Source organism: Nocardia sp. NPDC051052 (genome assembly GCF_044456045.1).
Lineage (GTDB): Bacteria > Actinomycetota > Actinomycetes > Mycobacteriales > Mycobacteriaceae > Nocardia.
Map to the genome: position 1 here is coordinate 233,637 of NZ_JBITFL010000005.1, position 17,658 is coordinate 251,294.

Annotated in this window: 26 protein-coding genes; 2 read left to right on the forward strand and 24 right to left on the reverse strand. The window is 63.1% G+C overall.

Annotation, left to right across the window (positions count from 1 at the left end; translation table 11 throughout):
• Window positions 1-203 precede the first annotated feature (203 nt).
• From ACIBCN_RS18605 to ACIBCN_RS18640, 8 genes are all read right to left on the reverse strand, one after another.
• Window positions 204-1,373, reverse strand: a complete 1,170-nt coding sequence (locus tag ACIBCN_RS18605; protein ID WP_396992794.1) for a hypothetical protein — start codon at window positions 1,371-1,373, stop codon at window positions 204-206.
• Between the two features lie 43 nt (window positions 1,374-1,416).
• On the reverse strand, window positions 1,417-1,842 hold the full coding sequence (locus ACIBCN_RS18610) for a hypothetical protein (protein WP_396992795.1): 426 nt from the start codon (window positions 1,840-1,842) through the stop codon (window positions 1,417-1,419).
• Window positions 1,843-2,401: 559 nt separating this feature from the next.
• Window positions 2,402-2,692, reverse strand: a complete 291-nt coding sequence (locus ACIBCN_RS18615; RefSeq protein ID WP_396992796.1) for a hypothetical protein — start codon at window positions 2,690-2,692, stop codon at window positions 2,402-2,404.
• A 4-nt stretch (window positions 2,693-2,696) separates the two neighbouring features.
• The gene (locus tag ACIBCN_RS18620) at window positions 2,697-2,969 is read right to left on the reverse strand and encodes a hypothetical protein (RefSeq protein WP_396992797.1); all 273 of its coding nucleotides are present in this window, start codon (window positions 2,967-2,969) and stop codon (window positions 2,697-2,699) included.
• Between the two features lie 30 nt (window positions 2,970-2,999).
• Window positions 3,000-3,779: an SAM-dependent methyltransferase gene (locus ACIBCN_RS18625; RefSeq protein ID WP_396992798.1), complete on the reverse strand. Its 780-nt coding sequence runs from the start codon at window positions 3,777-3,779 to the stop codon at window positions 3,000-3,002.
• On the reverse strand, window positions 3,776-4,498 hold the full coding sequence (locus tag ACIBCN_RS18630) for a hypothetical protein (RefSeq protein WP_396992799.1): 723 nt from the start codon (window positions 4,496-4,498) through the stop codon (window positions 3,776-3,778). Before ACIBCN_RS18630 ends, ACIBCN_RS18625 begins: the two co-directional genes overlap by 4 nt.
• A gap of 36 nt (window positions 4,499-4,534) precedes the next feature.
• A complete protein-coding gene (locus ACIBCN_RS18635; RefSeq protein ID WP_396992800.1) occupies window positions 4,535-4,939 on the reverse strand; it encodes a hypothetical protein in 405 nt (134 codons plus the stop codon).
• On the reverse strand, window positions 4,936-5,415 hold the full coding sequence (locus tag ACIBCN_RS18640; protein ID WP_396992801.1) for a hypothetical protein: 480 nt from the start codon (window positions 5,413-5,415) through the stop codon (window positions 4,936-4,938). Before ACIBCN_RS18640 ends, ACIBCN_RS18635 begins: the two co-directional genes overlap by 4 nt.
• A 284-nt stretch (window positions 5,416-5,699) precedes the next feature.
• On the opposite strand from ACIBCN_RS18640, the gene ACIBCN_RS18645 reads away from it, so the two are divergent.
• Entirely contained in the window at window positions 5,700-6,974 is a 1,275-nt protein-coding gene (locus ACIBCN_RS18645; RefSeq protein WP_396992802.1) for a hypothetical protein, read from the forward strand.
• Here the strand turns inward: ACIBCN_RS18645 and ACIBCN_RS18650 are convergent.
• Window positions 6,963-7,625 carry an HAD family hydrolase gene (locus tag ACIBCN_RS18650; protein ID WP_396992803.1) on the reverse strand — a complete coding sequence of 221 codons (663 nt, stop codon included), beginning with the start codon at window positions 7,623-7,625 and terminating at the stop codon, window positions 6,963-6,965. The genes ACIBCN_RS18645 and ACIBCN_RS18650 overlap by 12 nt on opposite strands.
• Before the next feature lie 289 nt (window positions 7,626-7,914).
• Between ACIBCN_RS18650 and ACIBCN_RS18655 the strand changes: the two genes are divergently transcribed.
• A complete protein-coding gene (locus tag ACIBCN_RS18655) occupies window positions 7,915-8,805 on the forward strand; it encodes a hypothetical protein (protein ID WP_396992804.1) in 891 nt (296 codons plus the stop codon).
• A gap of 615 nt (window positions 8,806-9,420) precedes the next feature.
• On the opposite strand, the gene ACIBCN_RS18660 is transcribed toward ACIBCN_RS18655, so the two are convergent.
• The 15 genes from ACIBCN_RS18660 to ACIBCN_RS18730 form a co-directional block, all read right to left on the reverse strand.
• On the reverse strand, window positions 9,421-9,693 hold the full coding sequence (locus tag ACIBCN_RS18660) for a hypothetical protein (protein ID WP_396992805.1): 273 nt from the start codon (window positions 9,691-9,693) through the stop codon (window positions 9,421-9,423).
• Between the two features lie 92 nt (window positions 9,694-9,785).
• A complete protein-coding gene (locus tag ACIBCN_RS18665) occupies window positions 9,786-10,040 on the reverse strand; it encodes a hypothetical protein (protein ID WP_396992806.1) in 255 nt (84 codons plus the stop codon).
• Complete coding sequence (locus ACIBCN_RS18670; RefSeq protein ID WP_396992807.1) at window positions 10,033-10,800, reverse strand: hypothetical protein; 768 nt, start codon at window positions 10,798-10,800, stop codon at window positions 10,033-10,035. The genes ACIBCN_RS18665 and ACIBCN_RS18670 overlap by 8 nt, the downstream gene beginning before the upstream one ends.
• Window positions 10,801-11,157, reverse strand: coding sequence for a hypothetical protein (locus tag ACIBCN_RS18675; protein WP_396992808.1), 357 nt, complete (start codon window positions 11,155-11,157; stop codon window positions 10,801-10,803).
• A gap of 824 nt (window positions 11,158-11,981) precedes the next feature.
• Window positions 11,982-12,440 (reverse strand): DUF6884 domain-containing protein, encoded by a 459-nt coding sequence (locus ACIBCN_RS18680; protein ID WP_396992809.1) that lies wholly within the window; start codon window positions 12,438-12,440, stop codon window positions 11,982-11,984.
• On the reverse strand, window positions 12,440-12,862 hold the full coding sequence (locus ACIBCN_RS18685; protein WP_396992810.1) for a hypothetical protein: 423 nt from the start codon (window positions 12,860-12,862) through the stop codon (window positions 12,440-12,442). Before ACIBCN_RS18685 ends, ACIBCN_RS18680 begins: the two co-directional genes overlap by 1 nt.
• Window positions 12,863-12,866: 4 nt before the next feature.
• The gene (locus ACIBCN_RS18690) at window positions 12,867-13,139 is read right to left on the reverse strand and encodes a hypothetical protein (protein ID WP_396992811.1); all 273 of its coding nucleotides are present in this window, start codon (window positions 13,137-13,139) and stop codon (window positions 12,867-12,869) included.
• 213 nt (window positions 13,140-13,352) lie between these two features.
• Window positions 13,353-13,595, reverse strand: coding sequence for a hypothetical protein (locus ACIBCN_RS18695; RefSeq protein WP_396992812.1), 243 nt, complete (start codon window positions 13,593-13,595; stop codon window positions 13,353-13,355).
• A 114-nt stretch (window positions 13,596-13,709) separates the two neighbouring features.
• Window positions 13,710-13,937: a hypothetical protein gene (locus ACIBCN_RS18700; protein ID WP_396992813.1), complete on the reverse strand. Its 228-nt coding sequence runs from the start codon at window positions 13,935-13,937 to the stop codon at window positions 13,710-13,712.
• Entirely contained in the window at window positions 13,934-14,176 is a 243-nt protein-coding gene (locus ACIBCN_RS18705) for a hypothetical protein (RefSeq protein ID WP_396992814.1), read from the reverse strand. Before ACIBCN_RS18705 ends, ACIBCN_RS18700 begins: the two co-directional genes overlap by 4 nt.
• Window positions 14,177-14,603: 427 nt before the next feature.
• Entirely contained in the window at window positions 14,604-15,185 is a 582-nt protein-coding gene (locus ACIBCN_RS18710; RefSeq protein ID WP_396992815.1) for a hypothetical protein, read from the reverse strand.
• 379 nt (window positions 15,186-15,564) lie between these two features.
• Entirely contained in the window at window positions 15,565-15,942 is a 378-nt protein-coding gene (locus tag ACIBCN_RS18715; protein WP_396992816.1) for a hypothetical protein, read from the reverse strand.
• Between the two features lie 152 nt (window positions 15,943-16,094).
• Complete coding sequence (locus ACIBCN_RS18720; protein ID WP_396992817.1) at window positions 16,095-16,352, reverse strand: hypothetical protein; 258 nt, start codon at window positions 16,350-16,352, stop codon at window positions 16,095-16,097.
• A 223-nt stretch (window positions 16,353-16,575) separates the two neighbouring features.
• The gene (locus ACIBCN_RS18725; RefSeq protein ID WP_396992818.1) at window positions 16,576-16,815 is read right to left on the reverse strand and encodes a hypothetical protein; all 240 of its coding nucleotides are present in this window, start codon (window positions 16,813-16,815) and stop codon (window positions 16,576-16,578) included.
• A 72-nt stretch (window positions 16,816-16,887) separates the two neighbouring features.
• Window positions 16,888-17,622 (reverse strand): DUF2786 domain-containing protein, encoded by a 735-nt coding sequence (locus tag ACIBCN_RS18730; protein ID WP_396992819.1) that lies wholly within the window; start codon window positions 17,620-17,622, stop codon window positions 16,888-16,890.
• Window positions 17,623-17,658: the final 36 nt, after the last annotated feature.

A 17,658-nucleotide genomic window follows, 5' to 3' on the forward strand; every position in this document is an offset into this window, starting at 1 on the left:
TGTCGCCCTCAGCAAGAGCGACGATCAGTTATTCGCGAGGCGCCCGTGTATGGATGGCTGATCATTCGGGCCGCTGCCGAATTCGGGGCCGTCCCGCATGCGACTACGCAATCCGGAAACCCGTACAGCCGCTCGACTGCTATGGGACGCATTACCGCTACCGGCGGTGGGGCACCGACGCCAGGGCCTTGGGCAGCGAGTAGCTAACGGCTATCACGTGTTATTCCACGCGTACGGTCCGGTCCTTGCCCTGTACCGCCGCGCTCGACCCCCGGCGCGTGACCGGGCGGCTCCAGTACTGCCCCTAGCGGGTGGACTGCCTGCCCTAGCCAGACGAGCCGTTCCATCTCCGTCGCGCGATCTTGGCGTTCCTTGATCGCAGCGTCTCGCGCCAGATTCAGCTCCGCCAACTGGGCGGCTCGACGCTCATGTACTTTCGTAGCTTCGCGTTCTGCCGCTTCCCGTTCCACGCTGGCAGCGTCGGCCAACTCCGGGGCAGCTCGGCCCCCAACCTCGACGGTTTCTCGGTCATGGGACTGGCTAGCCACTGGGAACGGGAATTCCTTCAGTACTCGTTCGGCGGATTCCCTTGCGACCCTGTCTCGTTCGGTTTCCGATGCTGCACGTTCCCGCGCTACCTGCTTGAGCACGTCGAGCGTTTTGCGTTCCTGCTCGACCCGTTCAGGGGCGTCCGCCCGCCCGCGCGCGGCGGCTTCGCGAAGCTGCTGCATTTTGCGGTTTTGCTCGGCACGCACTTTTGCACGCTCGACGGCTTGCTGCTGCGCTTTACGCTGCCGCTCTTTCTCGGCCCTCTCCTGGGCTCGGGTTTCTTTCTCCTTGGCCTGGCGCTGCTTTTCGACATGTTTACCGATTGTGAGCGCTAGACGCCGCTGCTCGCGGGTGATCTCGTTAACGATAAATTGACCGCGATATTTTTCTTGGAGCTGCTTTAACCTGGCCTGAACTTCTTTGTCGAATCGGGCGCCCTCCACAATTGTCCAGTCGACGGATGCGCCCGGTACCTCGCGTATATATCGTTCATCCTTGTCGAGCTGACGAAGCGTTTTCTGCTTGTCCGACCCACCGGCCTTGTATTCTGATGATCTGGCAATACCGACGTTGGCGACATCGCTGATACGTGGACCGAGTGAGGTTTCTAAACGAACTTCTTTTTCGTAGCCACGTTCGGGTGTCTGACCGCGAAATAGTGCCATACCGTCGCGGAACCGGTTGCCCATCTCGCGGGACCGCTGCCACTGATCCCGCGCCCTGCGGTAGCCCTGACGGTCTCTGGCGTTAAGCCCCTGGAACCATTTTCCGTCGACATACCGGCGGTAGTCGTCTTCTAACCTGTCATTCCATTCATAAGCCATTGGCTGCCCCCGAGCCGGTGAAGCTTAGATGATCAGCGTTAAGTCACTCGGCTATAGTTGGGCGGCCCGACTCGATCCAAGCTTGAAAGTCCTCTTCGCTATAGGCGAAGCCTTGTGCCCAGATATCGCCAACCCGGCGATCAATCGCCGTTGTCAGCGTCTGTATCACTCCCAGATAGAACTGTGCGAAGGGCCTTTGAATCACCGGACCGAATCCTCGGCTTCGCTCCGCGTCGTCAAATGTCGGCACGTTGAGCCAGACGCCTTCGAAGTTGCGTCGGAATACTTCGCCCACAAACCGGTGGAACTGGTCGGCCACGTCACGATTTTCTGATTGTTCGACTGATGCGGTAGTCGGGAACAATTCAAGTGCGGCTTTCTCTGCCCGCCGTAACCCTTCGGCCGACCATGGGTTATTTGGCATATCGGGCACGGTCTCGTTCAAGAATCGGTCGATCTGCTTGTCCATGTCGGCAAGCCACGCCAGCCAGCGGGGGTCTTGCTGGTCCCGCTCCGTCTGCTGAAGCTCTGCTTGCGTGTACGGCCTATCTCCGCCCATGAGCACCCCTCGCGTTAGGTCAGAACAGATCAGTGTCCCGCGTGCATGGTCAACATACAAGCAATGCCGGCCGACGGCCGGGGGTGCCGTGTCCATTACCGCCGACCGTGTCACGTGCCTTCCGGGAGTGTGGGGCGGGGGCGGCTCCAGCGTGAGGGGTGAAACCGCCAGCGGGCGTGTGTGTCTTCGGGCATCACGGTGATCACGTCGACTTCTCTTATCAGCTCGTCGGGGATGACCGAGCCGTCAAAATGTATTGCGGCGGGTACGATTACAGCTCCTGCACGAGCGCTTCGCAGCGCGCTCAGCAGCGCGTCTATCGGGTGCTCCACCTCTGGACCGAAGACGATCGTCTTGGCGAAGTTGTAGCCGAGTCGCTGTGCGAGACTGCGGCATTGGGTCTCGTGCCACACTTGGGACTGCCCGGATATGTCTTTGCGGAGGTATCCGAGTGCTGTAGGTTTTCCGCTCATCGGACCCGCCTTCCCTTTACGTTCCGCATCGACTGTCCGCGTTGGGTGATCTGGAATGCGCCGCGTCGTGCGGAGGTGTCGCGCGGCACGATCAGACCCCGGTGCATCAGCCGGGCTACCGCGCCGCGAGCCGACCCGGTGGTGAGCTGCGCCGCTGCCGCGAGCTGAGACAAGGTCCGAACCTTCTCGGCTGCCACGGCATCGAGGACGGCGATCTCGGCTTCGAGGCCGGATTTCGTAACCGGAGGTTGATCGGAAGCGGCGGCGGTCGCAGGGACGGTGTTCATATGCTCACTCCTCGTTGATGAGAGGTGAGGGAACGGTCTGCGGGAAAAGGGTTTCGGCCCCGCGCAGGACTTGAGAGACGCGGAAGATGCGCCATCCGATCTCGAGTTCGACGCGATAGTTGTTGTTGTCGTCCAACCACTTTCCGCTGGGGAACGTTCGCGCCGTTCCCCGCAGGCACTCGAACATCTCCGCTTGCGTGCCCGCACGCATTGCGGTCCCGCACTCCCGGCCGTCGGACGGGTCGGGGACCATCTCCAGTACCCACAGGTCGGTCACGGGACCAGATTTGTTCCTACGCGCCATGATTCAACCCTCCAGCCTGCACACCGCGGACAGCACAACTAGGCGGGTCTCGGGTAGTTCCGGGTCCAGTGCCTGTTGTACCGGTACCAAGCCGGGCTCGGGGATGTCGAACCCTTTGATGAGCAGTTCGATCTCCTCGCGGGTCCGGAACGTGGGTTCGGCCGGTGAGTTCTTGGTGTCTTTGATCATCTGATGGCGAAGGTCGGCGTCAGACTCGTCGCTGGCGTGGGTGATCACGAGGCGGCTGCCCGGTGCCATCGCCTCACGCAGTGCCCTGATGATCTCCTCGGGCTGCTCGTCGGCGCTCACGTAGTCCATGACTTGGGTCATGAGGACCGCGACCGGTTCAGCGAAGTCGACCACCGACTCAGCTTGGATCTTCTCGATAAGGTCGCGCGATCTGATATCGGCTTTGAGCGCTGCCGTGCCAACCCAGCCGGTCAGCAGCGCGTCACAATGCGCGTGCACGATCGGATCGTTGTCCACATAGAGAATCCGCGCGGACGGCTCGATCTTGCGGGCCACTTCCCTCACGTCGGGATAGGTGGGCATTCCTGCGCCGAGGTCGATGAACTGCCGCACGCCTGCCTCAGCGGCCGATTGCACTGCCTGACTATGGAAGTCGCGGCAGAGCCACGCGAGTGTTTTCGTGTCGGGCGCGATAGCGAGCATCCGATCAGCCACTTCGCGGTCAGTGTCGTAGTTGTCCTTGCCGCTGATCAAATAGTTCCAGATCCGTGCAGAGGCAGGAACATTCGGGTTGTAATCCGGCTCGCGGGTCATAGCGGATTGCGTCGATAGATGGTCGCTGTGCGCGCGTGATCACGGGCTGTAGTCAGCTCGGTGAGGATCGCCACAGCGGTGATGCCGGGAGTCAGGGTGATCGTGGTATCGGTGTCGAGGTGATATAGCCTCAGTCCGGGAGTCGGGAATGTTCGCGCGTACCAGGCGGTGATGAACGCAGCGCTGGTTTCGCTCGCGGGATCGAGATACGCCTGAAGCCCGTTGGTGTGCAGCGAGATACCGAGCGCAGGCAGGGGCGGGGCGATTATCAGTGCTTGAGTGGGCATCACGTCGCCTTCGTCCCAGCCGATGTCGGTGAGGGATACCGGAAAGCGCTGGCGAATCGTCGCCAGGAACGGACGCAGATCCCGTCGCGTCATCCGGGATTCGGTCGGCCAGGAGATGACGTACTCCGGAACGTGTCCGCGACCGCGAGCCATTTTGACGGGGTTGCACTTTCGTATCGCCTTCGCCCGCGCCTCGTGGTGTAACGGGGCACGCTGGTGTTCACGGGTGAGAGCGATACTGTCGGGATCGATCCGTCCCCGCCGCGCCAGCTCCGCCATCGAGAGCTTGCGGTGTCGACAGCATCCGGGATGGGTCTCGTGGCTGCGAAAAACACGCCAGACCGCTTCGATCGTTTGCATCTCGACCGGCGGATGATGACACGTCAGCCACGGGCACGCCCCTTGGCAATCGTCGTCGTCCTCAATGCCCATAGTTGGAGTCCTCTCCATGATTCGTGACGGCGGGAGTTATGCGACTTGCCTTGCAGCGTCACCGATTTCGTGGACTTCTTCCAGGCTCCACTCGTCGGTGATGTAGTCACCGGCCATCGGATCGACAGCGAGTAAGCGCAATTCAGGCTCGGGTTCGGTCGCATCGAAAAACGCGGCCTCGACCAACACGCACAGGTCGTGATGCTCGGGCAACAGGTCCTCAACGAACGACAGCGGCGGGCGTTCGTGCGCTTCCCCAAAATAGACGTAACCTGGTGTGCCGTTGGGTATTTCGACTCGCGTTCCGTCTATCCGCACTCGATAGGCGGGGGAAAGTTCGATGCCCTCGCGGTAGTCACGAACGCTGTCCATCCAAATCTGGCGGTGTGCGATCCACCAGACGGCTTCGCCTTGGGAGTTGGATGTGATGTGCAGCCTCATCGCAGTAGTCGTCCGATCTGTCGGCGGTGCTCGCGTTCGTAACAGGTGTCAAGGGCGGCGAGTACCGAGGTCAGGCCGGGTCTGAAATGGTCGCGCACCGGTGTGTCCCATCCCCGCGTCTCGTCGCCTGGGGTGGGCAGGATCAGAGGGCGGCCCCGATTGAGCAGGACCGAGCCGGTTCGATACAGCGACTCCAGATACCGTGGGTATATCTCGTCCGGAACGAGGGGGCCGTTGGCGAGGATCACCAGCCACTTGGTGGGGTGCCACATAATCGGAGCTGTCAGTCCGTCTCGGTTCAGTTGCGCTTTCACCTGGTAGCCCCAGTCCTCGGGCGTGCGCAAACACAGAACGTCCCCGCCGACCGGCAGATTCAACAGCCCATCCTCGGCGACGTGACACGGGAGCCGACCGACCGTGCGGAGGTAGTGGCACGCCCTGAGTACTTCGGCATCTGCGGGCGGCGTGGGCGTCATGCGCCCCCTCCACGGCCGGCGATTTGATCTCCGAACCGACCGACAGGCCGCCGTAGGGAACAAAGCTGGTCGATCTGAGCGATCACCAATGCCACGGTCAGGGTGTCCATAACTTCCCGCAAATTCAATGGATGGAGGTTGCCCGTCCAGTAGAGGAGCGCGCCGAGTGCTACCCAACCCTCCCACCACTCGATGTCCTAAAGAAGGCCGTTCGAGCGGACATATCGCGGCCATTTCATGGCCCATGGGGACATTTATCGCCCCGTGATGTCTAGAATCGGGCCATGACCAACCCGGAGAACGCGCTCCGATCTGCGCGCCAAGCACTCGGCTACCGGTCGCAGGAGGCCCTGGCGGATGCGCTCAACAGAGCCGCGCGTGACATCGGACTACGGGTCTCGATCACCGCAAGGACGGTCCGACGCTGGGAGTCCCCGAAGCCGCCATGGCCTCAGCCCGAGCACGCGACCGCGCTGGAAACGCTGTTCGAGCGTCCGCTCTCCGACCTCGGCTTCACGCCGTCTCGTATGTCGGGCGGCGGGCAGCCGCCAGCCCGCTCACACGCAGGCGGGTACAGCGAGACGTGGGCCTCGCGTCATTCCGGTGGCGCGGGCGGTGTGCTCCCGCCAACGGTCGCCGCGGACTTCATGGCCGGGACGGCTTCGTTCCGACGCTTGTATTGGTCGATTCCGGCCGCGCGCCTCCAACGATTGGTGTCCGAGCACGCGGCGCTGGCCTGGGATCTTCTCCCACAAATCCCAGGACCGGCGAAAACGGTGATGGCACGCGCAGTCGCCGAGTCCAGCCTCCTCGCTGGCAGGCTCGAATTCTTCGACCTCCAACAGCCCGAGCTGGCCAAACCGAGTTTCACCCTCGCCCTGCAGGCCGCAGGCGAAGCGGTCGACGATCTGCTCGGCGCCGCAGTGCTGGCGCACATGGCGTTCGCTCCGGCGTTCACGGCGGATGGCGATCCCCAGCAAGCCGAAGACGCGCGCGACAAACTTCGGGGCGCGCGGGTGTTCGCCCGCCGCGGAAACGTCAACGCGGAGATGGAGGCATGGCTCGATGCGGTCGAGGCCGAGGTAGAAACCCGCCTCGGCAACACTCGGCAAGCCTTGCAGCTACTTGAGCACGCTGACCACACCTACAGCCAGTACGACCCAGACGAGAACCCCAGCCCGCCGTGGCTGGACTGGTTCTCGGCGACGCGGCTCGCGGGCTTCAAGGGCAACACCTTGCTCGCGGCGGGGCGGGGAGCCGAAGCTCGAGAGACCTTGGAGCAGGCGCTGATCGACCTTCCGGTCGAGGCGATCAAACAGCGCGCGGTCTTCCTCGCAGACCTCGCTGCCGCCGCAGTGTTGGAGCGCAACCCGGAGCAAGCGTGCACACACCTGGAGGAAGCACTGACGGTGCTCGGGACGCACTGGTACGCCACAGGGATGGACCGGGTGAAGGTGGTGCGCCAGTCCTTGCACGAATGGGATTCACTACCGCAGATACGCGCACTGGATGATCAACTCTACAACTGGCACACCATGATCAGATCGCTATCGAAGTGACGAGTCATTCTCTGTGGCAACGATTCCCGGCAACTCGGTGAGGTCGAGGATCTTCCAATCCGACAGCTCCGAGACCTCCGGCTTGTCGCGGTGGATCCACCCCCACGGACCGCGCTGAATGTAGGCGGTCCGCATACCCGCCGCTTTCGCCGGTGCTATGTCGTTCTCGATCCGATCCCCGACATAGACGATCTCATCGCCACTGCACGGCGCGACCTCGATGACCTTCGCGAAGAACTCCGGCGAGGGCTTCTCCACACCCCAATCATCGGATGTGGCGATGAAGTCGGTCGGCAGGGCAAGGCTGCGCAGGATCTGACCTGACCTGACGGTTTGATTGCCGACGATCCCCACCCACACGCCCATATCGCGAAGCTTCGACAGGGCCGGTCGAACGTCGGGGTACAGGTCCTCTTCGGAGTAGGTTTCTGGCTGGCCAGACCGCGCTCGCGCCTCTCGTTGCTCGCCGAGATCGAAGCCGGGCCGGAAGACCTGGAAGGTCTCGCGGTAGTCCAGGCCGCTGGCGATGACCGCACCGAATACTGAGACGAAGGTATGCCGAGGAACGCCAAGCCAATCCGCCCACGTCCCATACTCTCTCGTCTCGTCGACGAGCGTTTCTCCCACGTCGAATACCACTGCCCCGATCATTGGCACCACGCTACCGGGCGCGCTTACCGGCAAGCGAACAACAGCTCGACCACTGTCCCCAGGCCGCAGCCTTCCCTGGCGCCCTTGCGGCACCGCCCGCCCCGCTCCTCGATACCGGCGGAAGGTGCGGTTGTTCCCGCGGTCGACTTCGGCTCGGTCCGGTCGGATGGATCGTCATTCAGCGAGGGAACGCTGTCGGTGCTCGGGCTCACAATCGAACATGTGGAATCTGGCGCGGCTGCGAAACCGTCGACTGCGGTGGGGGAGCCAGGAAATGGGGAGGCTTGGCATGTCGGTTGAGCAGGATCGCTTTTTGCAGGTGGTGTGGGCGGTCGCTCGGGAGCGCGGATATCGCTGCTACCTGTCCGGACCCGACGTCGTCACGTTGTCTGGCCCGGCGACGTTCACGCTCGTACTAGGAGATGTCCGGCGCGCGGCTGCCTCGTGCCCGATAGAGGAGTGGGCGATGTTGGTAGCCGACCGCATCGACACCCACGTGATCACGATCGAGACCGATACCGAATACCCGCTCGACTACACCGATTTCACCGTTATGCAGTACTTGGTCCGCACCCGCTTGTACGGGACAACGTCGGCTGGCGTGGACGGGGTACGGCGGATGGTGGCGACCGGGCTGGTCCAGCGGGTGCTGATCGATCACGTGCACACGGTCACCCATGTCACCTACGACATGCTGGCGCACTGGCCGGTCACCGAGAGCGAGCTGTTCGCCTTGGCCGAGCGAAACGTGCGCGCCGACGGCGGTGTCGACATCACCCGCGACGCCTTCGACATCCCGATGGCGAAGGGCCTTCCACCGATCGCGTTGCTGACCGGTCCGGAGTATCTGACCGCCCACGCGCGCTGGCTCGGCGATCATCCGGTCACCGGCAGGGCTGGGGCGGTGCTGATCATGCCGTCGAAGGAGTGGATGTACGTGTACCCGGTCACCGGTGTCGAGGTTATCCAGTCGATCACCGTGCTCGCCGATCTCGCGGCGCTGCACACCGACGATCCCTGGCCGATCAACTCCAGCGTGTACTGGTGGCGCGACGGCGCTCTAGATCTGGCAGCCACCACCCACCGCGAAGGCCACACGGTGGTCATCCAGCCCGCCGAAGCATTCCACCGACATACTGCCACCCTCGACGATCCGGATGCCGCCAGCGAACGTGGCTAACCCGCCAGCGCTATAGCAAACGATTGCGGCCGTGGGTTGGTAGACGTCAACGTCGCGTGCCACGACTGAATTCGTGCCATAAACGTGCTAGGGGGGGTGAATCCCGGTATTCGTCCAGCTCAGAGCATCTCGCAGTGATTCCGCATCGTGATCACATCAGCCCCCTAGCCGGGTGTTGCAGACCCGCACGTCCAAGCGTCTGATCCCTTGTCTTACAGGGCATTTCGCTCCAATCGTGGCACTGCTCTACATCGGTATACATCGGTCCGCATCGGCACAAATCGGGCTCAATTCGTGCTACAAATCGTGCTATGGCGTGCTACCAGCCGACAGTCCAGCTAATCCAGGGGTAACCCGCGCCAGCGATCCTAGCCTCCAGGGAGATCCGACTACGGGAGCGCGGGTATGCAAGCCGCGCGCTATCTCGCCTACGAGTGCGCCAGGAGTACCGAACTTCATGACGTGACAGTGCTCCGGGGCGAACCATCTTGTTGTGCGTGGTGTACTTACGTACTGTCCCGACGCACGCGGGGCTCATCGAGCCCGGCTCAATACATCCGAGCCGGGCTCACCCCGCGGTAGGCGGCGTCGCCTGCTGCATCGCGCGAGCTGGCGTTATTGCTTGGCCGCCTTCGTCATTGCGCTCCATTCGTAACGGTCAGCGAGGATGAGGGTTTCGATGTCCTCGGGTGGGATCTTCATGTCTCCGTGGCAGTCGCAGCGTTCGATGGCGTGGCGTAGGACGCTTTCTGCCCATTCTTTGCCGCGCACATAGAGGACCGATTCACCTTTTTCGAAGGTGGTCAGATCGGGCGTCTTCGCGGCAGCTAATTCCTTACCGAGGGCGTGCAGGATGCTCAGCCGCTGCGGATCGAGCGTTGTCTTCATTCGGAATTCTCCGATCAACTTAGCGTGGTTCTCATTCTCGAATGACCGGTGAACGCTGGCGTCCGCTCAATTTCCAGTCCAGTAAATCTTACTCACAAATCATGGTCATGCAATTGTGTTCGAAATGTCGGCGACGAGGCGATTGCTGGTATTTCCGTGGCTGCTGCGGCGAATCGTTTTTGAACGGCTGCTTCGTCGGCGGCCTTGTATCGGGCGAGGCAGCCGATCGCTTTCGTCCGGCCGTTGATCGCGTTGCGGCAGTAGTGCTGTGGCGGTGCCAGGCATTTCGGCTCTGGGCATGCGACATCGATGCAGTCGGCGTAGGCGTCCTGTACCGGGTCAGCCATTGAGGTAGACCCCGGTCAGTCGCGCCAGCCTTGCCGCGTTCCAGTCGAGGATGTCGCCGAGTTGGTAGACGATTCGTCCGTCGATCGTGTATCTCGGGAGTTTTCCGCGCTGGCCGGCCTTTGTCAGGGCGTCTGCGGTCACACTGAAGCCGCCGACCCACGGGAGCAGACGCGCCCACTCCTCGGCGTCACCGAACAGTTTGGCGGCCCGGCGCAACATCTCGGCACGCCGAGCGGGCACATTAACCTGGTCGCCACAGTGAACGCATTCAGCGATCTGCTCACCTGCTGTGCAGTCGATGTCGTTGCCGCAGGCTGCGCAGGCGCCGAGGTGCCAGCGTTCTGGTGGGCGGTCGATCACATCCATTGCTCGGTAGTAGGCGGCGGTGACAGCGTGGGCGAGTCCGCTCAGGACCGGCTCGGTACCTGCTACGAACGGCAGCCGCTGCCGTAGCCAGCGAGCTTGTCCGGCGGTGTCTTCGGGCGGCCAACCGTCGCCGGTGCGGTTGGCGATGCGATAGGAGTACACACGCAGGACGACGTGCAAGGCGTCGATCGCGTCGGAGGCGTCGACGCGATAGGGCAGCGGCTGCGTCGACCCCGCGGGTCGTCCGGTCTGGCCGGGCAGGGTGAAGCGGTGGTCGCGTGCCAAGGTGGTGTCGAGTTCGCCCAACAGGTCGGGGGTTTGCGCCAACTGCGTCATCAGCTGGGCGCGCTGGCTGTCGTCGAGGTACTCCTGGGGCGTGTTCTCTGTGGTCATTCAGTCCCGCCAGAACTCAGGATCGGCGAGCAGATCTTCGAGACGCTGAGCGGCGACCGCCGGTGTGTGTCCGTCCCACTTGGTGGCGCGCTCACGTTCGGCGATGTGGAACTGGTCCCAATGAGCGTCCTCGTAATGGTTGCTGATCTGCCCGTTCGGAGTTTGGATCACAACGATGAACCAGCCCCCACCGAACGGCCGTGTGCCGTCGTGGTGAAGGCGGCTCTTATAGACGTCCCATTGCCTCATTCGGGCCCAGAGGTTGGCACCCAGCGCGTTGTACAGCCGCCGGTACCGATACAGCTCATTGAATGTGTGGTACCCGTCGGACATCTCGCCGAGGTCACCAACCGTCATATCAGACTCCAAGTAAATATTCGTGCGGGAGGTATTCGTGAGCACGATCCTGCCCCGCAGTTTGCAAAGTTGAATAGACGACAGACAGTCGCCCTGCCATCCCCGGTTCGCGAATATTGGATCCGGACTGAATGCGTGTGAATCAACGCACACTCTTCGGGGTGAGCATCGGCAATTCTTGCCGCACCCCGTGACTTCTCGGCACAATCGTTGATATGGGGAGCAACCGGGAAATGCCACCACCGCCACCGTGCACTGATCGCCCGATCGATTGGCTGCAACCCGGCGAAACCGTCGAGTGGCACGAGCTTCCGCGCACACAACGCGCCATCACTCGATGCCGCACGAGTTGCCAGCGGTTGCGTGAATGCGCCCGCGACGCCCTGAGCCTCGGCACGGTGGCGTGGGACATCGAGCAGCTGCCTGCGGCCGGCGTCGTCATGGCCGGTATTGCCTGCAATGGAGACGAGCCGACTCGCGAGGCCCTGCAAACCGTTCTCGGAGACCACGGTCACGTCCGACAGGCCGCGTGCCGCCGCTGCCGCCGCTCCTTCACCGGCCGTGACGCCGTCACCCACGCCGCCCACGAGCTGTGCCGGGGCTGCTACAGCAGCCTGTACCGCTCAGGCAGCCGCCAGCCCAGATCGCCGCGGCCATCACAATGTGGCGGCTGCCAACGTCCTCTCACCACTCGAGCGAAACGGGCGCCGGGGCACGTAGTGCACAGTGCGCACGGGCTGTGCACGACGTGCCACCGTTCGGCACTGCGTGCTCAGGCGGGAACGCCGGACACCGAAACCCCTTCTGCCGCCTAGATTTGCGCGTCAGGGGCGGCGGATCAGGTTGGCGGCGGCGCGACGCTGGTAGCCGATCGTGCTGCCCTCGAACACATCCATCAGCGACAGTGGCCGATCGAGACGTTCCACTGCGGCCCGCAGGACGCGAAAGTAGGCAAGTGGCAGCAGCGCGGTGATGCATTGCAGGCCGGGATATTCGGCGTCCAGCTGTTCCGCCAATGCGTCATCGCTGATCGCGGTTCCGTCGCCCACCCGCACGTCGTAGGGGTCGATCTCCCTATCCAGAGGCAGCAGGCCGTGACAGGCGGACAGGATCACGACGGCGGACAGATGGCCGAAGTAAGCGGCATCGGCGGTGGCTGCCGCCTCGGCTGCACGTAAGTTGAGCCGGAAGTTCGGGCTGGTGTAGAGATCCCGTGCGGCCGCACGTCGGTTGAACTTGCGTGCGGCACAGGGGATCACGAACAAGGTATGTACGTCGAGCATCAGGCGTGGACCACGATCGGCCGACCGCATTCCGTGCATTCGGAACTCAACAGTGCGGTGTAGTTCAACCACTCCGTCTCCTGTCCGATGTCCTGACAGGATTTGCTCACCTCCTCGAACGGCGCTATGCACCCCTTCACTCCGCAGAGGGGGCAGTTGGTCCACTCGCTGGTGCAGTGATCGCGCACGAGCTTTCGAGCCTGCTGCACGATCGGGAAGCCGGTGCCCGCCGGGCGGCAGCCTTCTTCCCGGCGAAGTTCGAGGAATCGCTTGTCGTTGAAGGCTGTTCCGATGTCCATGCGCGAGTCGCGATGGTGGCCGATCTCCGCCCACCATCGGCCGAATGCGACCGCCTCGAACGCGGGCACCGACGGCCCCGCGTTGAAGGCATGAACCGTCGCTGACGCCGTCATCAGATCCATGGCCTCACGCCTGGCGCTCGGTGAACATGCGTATTACCTTGTTCAGTCCCTGTTCCAAGTCCTTCTCGCAATGGCCGAGCATCGTGGCCAACCGCATTGCTGCTTCGACGGTGTCGAGTACGGCCTTGTTCAGCTCGGGATGATCTCCGGCGAGGTCGACACCGGGACCCGCCAGGGCGAAACCGGTAGCGACCGCGCCCATGTAGGTGGTCATCGCCCAGCCACCGGGGTCCTGGCGCTGCAACCTGGACGTCTGCTTCTTGCTTCGATTCTTCATCGTTCGTGACTTTCTCTGTGCGCGTTGATGATCCGGACCCGCGCATGCGGGACCGGCTGTGTTATCCGAGGTTCTGCGAGAGAGCGGCACCGGCTGTGCGCCGTCCGGTCTTTCACTGGGGAATGGGTCGCGTATGCGCGCGCGTGTGCGTGTGAGAGGCTCCGGATTATTCGGGCGGGACGCGACGGTGGGAGCGCCCTGTGCTGGCGTGGCTTACGGGGTTTCGTCTGCGGCTTGGGGCAGCGGAGGGTTGGCGTGCCAGTCGGTGGGCAGGGGTTGCCCGTTGGTTAGTGCGTTGTCGAGTCGTTTGAATTCGCGGGCGAGTGCTTCGGCGCGGTTGGACCATTTGTAGGCGGGTCCGTGAAGTGCGATGCCGTCGGTGATCGTCTGGCGATATTCGTGTGTGATGTGCTCGGTGAGCGCCCGTAAGGTGCTCAGGTATTTTTCGGTGTCCACGGTTTCCTGGTGCGCTGTAGTTGGGGCGGTTGAATCGCGGGTGGGAGGTCCGGGGCGGGTCGTGGTGGCCAGCCGCTCGGATCTCGCCAGGGCACGTCACGACCTTTCGGGCCGTTACCGCAATTCGTTGTCGCTGTAGACGCCGGTGTAGCCACTGCGGGGTCTTTCGGTCAGGACGCGGTCGTGGGCAAGGTTCCAGTCCTGCGACTCCAGCAGGATGTCGTAGGTGCCGATCTCGCAGTTGTCCGGGCGGTAGGCGGTGACGCCTATGTATCCGTCGAGGTGGGGTCGGGGTGAGTTCCTGCGCCACACTGCGTAGGTCTTGGTGTTGTGGCGGTTCATTGGTTCTCCTGGGCTCGTTGGCACATGGTTTCGGCGAGTTCGTGGCCGTATTGACGGGCTAGCTGCTGGAGGTTTTCGAACCACCAGGTGGTGGCGATGGTTGCGTCGAAGGCGCTGCGGAGTAGGTAGTAGACGCGCACCATGCATTGGGCCTCGGCTGCGCACATGTGGATGGCGATGTCGTGGGGTAGTTCACCACCGATCGATGTGCGCAGTCTGGCGAACGCGAGGTCATTCATGCGAGGTTCCTCCCGAGAGGCCAGGATAGTTTCCGGCCGGGAAATTGTGTGAGGCAAGCGTTATGAAATTCCCTGTATTGATGGCTGGCAAATTTCACTACTTGCAAAGCTGACACTACACCATGCGTGCCTGGTGTCAAATTGATTATCTAAGAAAATGCTGACTTATTCAGCAATCTGGGGCAATGCAATTACCGCCCTCTAGCGTTAATCCTGGGGCTGCTTCGGGGGGAGTCCATAGCCTGGGGCTGTACTGGATTGCTTCTGTTGCCCAGGGCGAAATTAACGATCGGGTACAAGCGGAATTCCACGGCGCGGTATACGTCAAGACCGAACGATGGGACTTCATCTAACCCGGCACGTAATAGAAGGCGGCCACCAGGCGTGGCCGCCTCCCGCGGATTGGTGTCGCGATCGGTGCGGAGGGTTACTGCCCGCCAGCGTCCGTCACCATGCTGTGCACCAACTGCCGTGTCGCGCCCAGCGCTTCGCCCAGCTCTCGATACGACACCCCCGCCGCGTGATATGCGGCCAACAGCGTCACGACAGCGCGGCCCTGCGCGCTGTCCGGGTCATGGCCAAGCCCATTGCGTCCGGGCGGCACCTGCCCCCACAGCGTCTCCAGCTCGCGGGTCTGCTCGGTGGTCAAAGACTGGGCAGGCTTGCGCGCCGGCTGTGCTTCACCGGTGGCACGGCGGTAGATCCTGGCCACCGTGCTCGGGTCGCGCCCCAGATTCATCTGGTCCGCGATCTTCGCCCACGACAATCTCTGCTGGTCACGCAGACGCACCAGCTCGTCGACGTCGACATCGTCGGCTGTCTCCGTGGTTTCCGCGGCCGGGCGTCGTTGGACACCTTCCGCGTCGAGCCACGCTCGCACCGTCGTGTCGGACACCGCGTAGCCGTCGGCAGCGAAGGTATCCATGATGGTCACGATCGACGCGCCGTTGCGATACAGCACGGCGGCGCGCTTGGCGGCCACCGTGTCGTTCTTCTTCGGCCTCGTCATCAGCCCAGTCAACACCATGGCCGCTCGGTGTCCAATTGGTTGCATCGCGTCACCTGTACTGGACTGTCGGTCGTCTATGCACTTGTCCATTGGTCACCGTTACGCTCTCAGCGTCGGCGACGAACCCCACAGGCTCGGGTCGCGCGCTCACCCACAGGGGCTCGTTCCCCGCTGGGTTCGATGCAGGCGCGGCCCGCCCGGTCACCACGGGCAACCCCTTCAGGCCGCGACGCGGTGGACGCACACGCTTGCGTTCGTATTCCCTTCACGCGGCGTCCTTCCCGGTTAGGTGACCAAACGAAGAAACCCGGCCGCCGCCGTTCCCGCAACGGGAAGGCGGCGGCCGGGTTCGCTTGTGGGGCGCCGCCGCCTCCTCGGCTCAGCCGAGGACTTCGAACACCTTCTGCGTGAGGGCGTTGATGATCTTCTGCCAGCTGGCTGCCGCGGTATTCGGCGAGCTATCCGGGTCTGCGATTATCGGCGACGTCGGATCGGTGACCTTCATCTTGTCGGCTGCCTCGAGCGGGTAGCGGTAGGTCCGCTGCGGGATCGACCACAGCTCATTCCACACGCGATTGGCGCGGTCGTATGCGTCGGCTCGGAACATGCATTGGTCGATGTAGCGATCGAGGTAGAGCTGGTAGCGCACCTTGACGTCGTCGTAGGTGGCAAGTAGCACCACCTCGTTGTTCGCACCGGAGCTGTCGCCGATGTCGCTGGCCGCGAGCTGAGGTGTGCCTTCTTTGATGTCAATCATGGAGATTGGCCTTTCGAATGTGAGAGTCCGGCCCGCGGTTGCGGGCCGGACTCGGATCGATCAGGAGGTTGTAGTGCGGTTCGGGTATGTCCAGCACGACTCGGGTAGCGGTTAACGCCGGGACCGGTGGGCTGTGCGGCAGGCTCGGGGGTTCAGTAGGCGTCGTCGTCCCACGATTCACCGGCATAACTGGGGTCGAAATCGGCGGGTTGATGCTTGGGATAGCGCTGCCTATGGGCTTGGTCGCGCTCTACCGACTGGTCCATGTGGTGGCCGCATTCGTAGATCGTGGTGCCGGTACCAGCGAAGGAGGCGCGGGCGGTAACCTCGCCTCGGCAGTCACCTTGTCCGCTGCGCAGGCACGGCTGTTCGGCGGCGTAGCGGCGGGCCGCCTCGATGGGGTCGGGCACGACGGATCCGCAGTCGTAGCACCACATTTCGCCAGGTTTCAGGCGGGCCTGTTCGGGGTAACACGGCGGGTTGCGGTAGCCGCATCCGCTGTTGTGTTGGCATTCGTGAGGGGCTGCGGTTGGGGGCATGCGCAATGCCTTTCGAGTCGATTTGGCATGAGCAGGTCGCTTGGACAGCTCGAATGCGCCCAGCCCGCTATGTGCGGGCCGGGCGCTGGGTAGATCAGGTGGTGGTGGATTGGTCCGGGCGTGGCTGCCACGGTTCGGGTAACGCTGCGCCGCCGGTGAGCGCCTTGTCGAGGTCGTCAAACAACTCGATCATCTCGGCGAGCGTCTCGTGGGGCTTGCCTGCGGCAGGGAAAAATCCCTGGTCTTCGAGTTCAGCTGCGCGTCTTTCGGCGCGCACCAGCTCGCGCAGACCACGGAATGTCCATTCCGGGGTCCGGGGTGGTCTTTCGGACATGCGCGGGTCTCCTCGGGCACGGTGGTGAGGCACCTGGCCCGCTGCGTGCGGGCCAGGTGCACTGTGGGTTGGTCAGGCTTCGATCGCGTTGCGGCCGTTGCCGAACCGGGTTTGACCGATGTCGGCGGTTCGCCCTGCTGCGGCACCTGCTGCGGCCCCGGCGTTCGAGCTTGTGGTGGGACGCCACGATCCGCCTGCTGGGCCGAACACTTTGTCGGCCCAGCCATTGGCACGCGCCTCGTCGTCGTCGATGAGCGAGGTCCACCGCGCTCGTTCACCCTGGTAAATGCGGTCGGTCACGGTGGTGGCGAAGTGGATCATGTAGGACTCGCGTCCCGCGTGAACGGCATCGGGATCGAACATGTCGATCCCGATGTCGGGCATCCATTTCCCCGCGGCCGAGAACATCTGCATCAGCAGGAACGGGTAGAGCGCCTTGACCCGGTCGGTGTGGCGTTTGGCCCCGATGTAGAGGACCGAGTCGTAGCCGATCCGCACTTGGCAGTGCAGGACGGCCGCCAGGTAACCGAGCAGGTGCTGGCGTTGCTGGCGGGCGTGTTCCGGGACCGGCATTCGGACTTTCACCATCTTGCCGTGGACCTTGTCTTCATTCCAGGTGGCGAAGACCTCGGCGATGTCGAGCCCGTAGCGGTCGAGCAGATCCTCTGCCTTCTCGCGAGCTCGTTCAGCCTCGTGTTTGTCACTGCCGTGCTGGTCGGTGCTTGCCGCACGTTCGAGCAGCATTCGGATGCGTTGGAGCATCCGGGTTTTGGCCGCGCCGGTGAGTCCGCCCTCTGTGGTATCCATCGTTGTCCATCTCTGTTGTACGGTCGATAACGCCGG

What these genes read in the sequence shown, in the direction of transcription:
- ACIBCN_RS18640 (WP_396992801.1), bottom strand. Translation starts at nt 5,415, where the DNA reads ATGACGCCCACGCCGCCCGCAGATGCCGAAGTACTCAGGGCGTGCCAC.
- ACIBCN_RS18635 (WP_396992800.1), bottom strand. Translation starts at nt 4,939, where the DNA reads ATGAGGCTGCACATCACATCCAACTCCCAAGGCGAAGCCGTCTGGTGG.
- ACIBCN_RS18655 (WP_396992804.1), top strand. Translation starts at nt 7,915, where the DNA reads ATGTCGGTTGAGCAGGATCGCTTTTTGCAGGTGGTGTGGGCGGTCGCT.
- ACIBCN_RS18730 (WP_396992819.1), bottom strand. Translation starts at nt 17,622, where the DNA reads ATGGATACCACAGAGGGCGGACTCACCGGCGCGGCCAAAACCCGGATG.
- ACIBCN_RS18610 (WP_396992795.1), bottom strand. Translation starts at nt 1,842, where the DNA reads ATGGACAAGCAGATCGACCGATTCTTGAACGAGACCGTGCCCGATATG.
- ACIBCN_RS18665 (WP_396992806.1), bottom strand. Translation starts at nt 10,040, where the DNA reads ATGGCTGACCCGGTACAGGACGCCTACGCCGACTGCATCGATGTCGCA.
- ACIBCN_RS18705 (WP_396992814.1), bottom strand. Translation starts at nt 14,176, where the DNA reads ATGAATGACCTCGCGTTCGCCAGACTGCGCACATCGATCGGTGGTGAA.
- ACIBCN_RS18615 (WP_396992796.1), bottom strand. Translation starts at nt 2,692, where the DNA reads ATGAACACCGTCCCTGCGACCGCCGCCGCTTCCGATCAACCTCCGGTT.
- ACIBCN_RS18710 (WP_396992815.1), bottom strand. Translation starts at nt 15,185, where the DNA reads ATGACGAGGCCGAAGAAGAACGACACGGTGGCCGCCAAGCGCGCCGCC.
- ACIBCN_RS18675 (WP_396992808.1), bottom strand. Translation starts at nt 11,157, where the DNA reads ATGACGGTTGGTGACCTCGGCGAGATGTCCGACGGGTACCACACATTC.
- ACIBCN_RS18660 (WP_396992805.1), bottom strand. Translation starts at nt 9,693, where the DNA reads ATGAAGACAACGCTCGATCCGCAGCGGCTGAGCATCCTGCACGCCCTC.
- ACIBCN_RS18605 (WP_396992794.1), bottom strand. Translation starts at nt 1,373, where the DNA reads ATGGCTTATGAATGGAATGACAGGTTAGAAGACGACTACCGCCGGTAT.
- ACIBCN_RS18690 (WP_396992811.1), bottom strand. Translation starts at nt 13,139, where the DNA reads ATGAAGAATCGAAGCAAGAAGCAGACGTCCAGGTTGCAGCGCCAGGAC.
- ACIBCN_RS18700 (WP_396992813.1), bottom strand. Translation starts at nt 13,937, where the DNA reads ATGAACCGCCACAACACCAAGACCTACGCAGTGTGGCGCAGGAACTCA.
- ACIBCN_RS18650 (WP_396992803.1), bottom strand. Translation starts at nt 7,625, where the DNA reads ATGATCGGGGCAGTGGTATTCGACGTGGGAGAAACGCTCGTCGACGAG.
- ACIBCN_RS18725 (WP_396992818.1), bottom strand. Translation starts at nt 16,815, where the DNA reads ATGTCCGAAAGACCACCCCGGACCCCGGAATGGACATTCCGTGGTCTG.
- ACIBCN_RS18630 (WP_396992799.1), bottom strand. Translation starts at nt 4,498, where the DNA reads ATGGGCATTGAGGACGACGACGATTGCCAAGGGGCGTGCCCGTGGCTG.
- ACIBCN_RS18680 (WP_396992809.1), bottom strand. Translation starts at nt 12,440, where the DNA reads ATGCTCGACGTACATACCTTGTTCGTGATCCCCTGTGCCGCACGCAAG.
- ACIBCN_RS18625 (WP_396992798.1), bottom strand. Translation starts at nt 3,779, where the DNA reads ATGACCCGCGAGCCGGATTACAACCCGAATGTTCCTGCCTCTGCACGG.
- ACIBCN_RS18685 (WP_396992810.1), bottom strand. Translation starts at nt 12,862, where the DNA reads ATGGATCTGATGACGGCGTCAGCGACGGTTCATGCCTTCAACGCGGGG.
- ACIBCN_RS18670 (WP_396992807.1), bottom strand. Translation starts at nt 10,800, where the DNA reads ATGACCACAGAGAACACGCCCCAGGAGTACCTCGACGACAGCCAGCGC.
- ACIBCN_RS18645 (WP_396992802.1), top strand. Translation starts at nt 5,700, where the DNA reads ATGACCAACCCGGAGAACGCGCTCCGATCTGCGCGCCAAGCACTCGGC.
- ACIBCN_RS18715 (WP_396992816.1), bottom strand. Translation starts at nt 15,942, where the DNA reads ATGATTGACATCAAAGAAGGCACACCTCAGCTCGCGGCCAGCGACATC.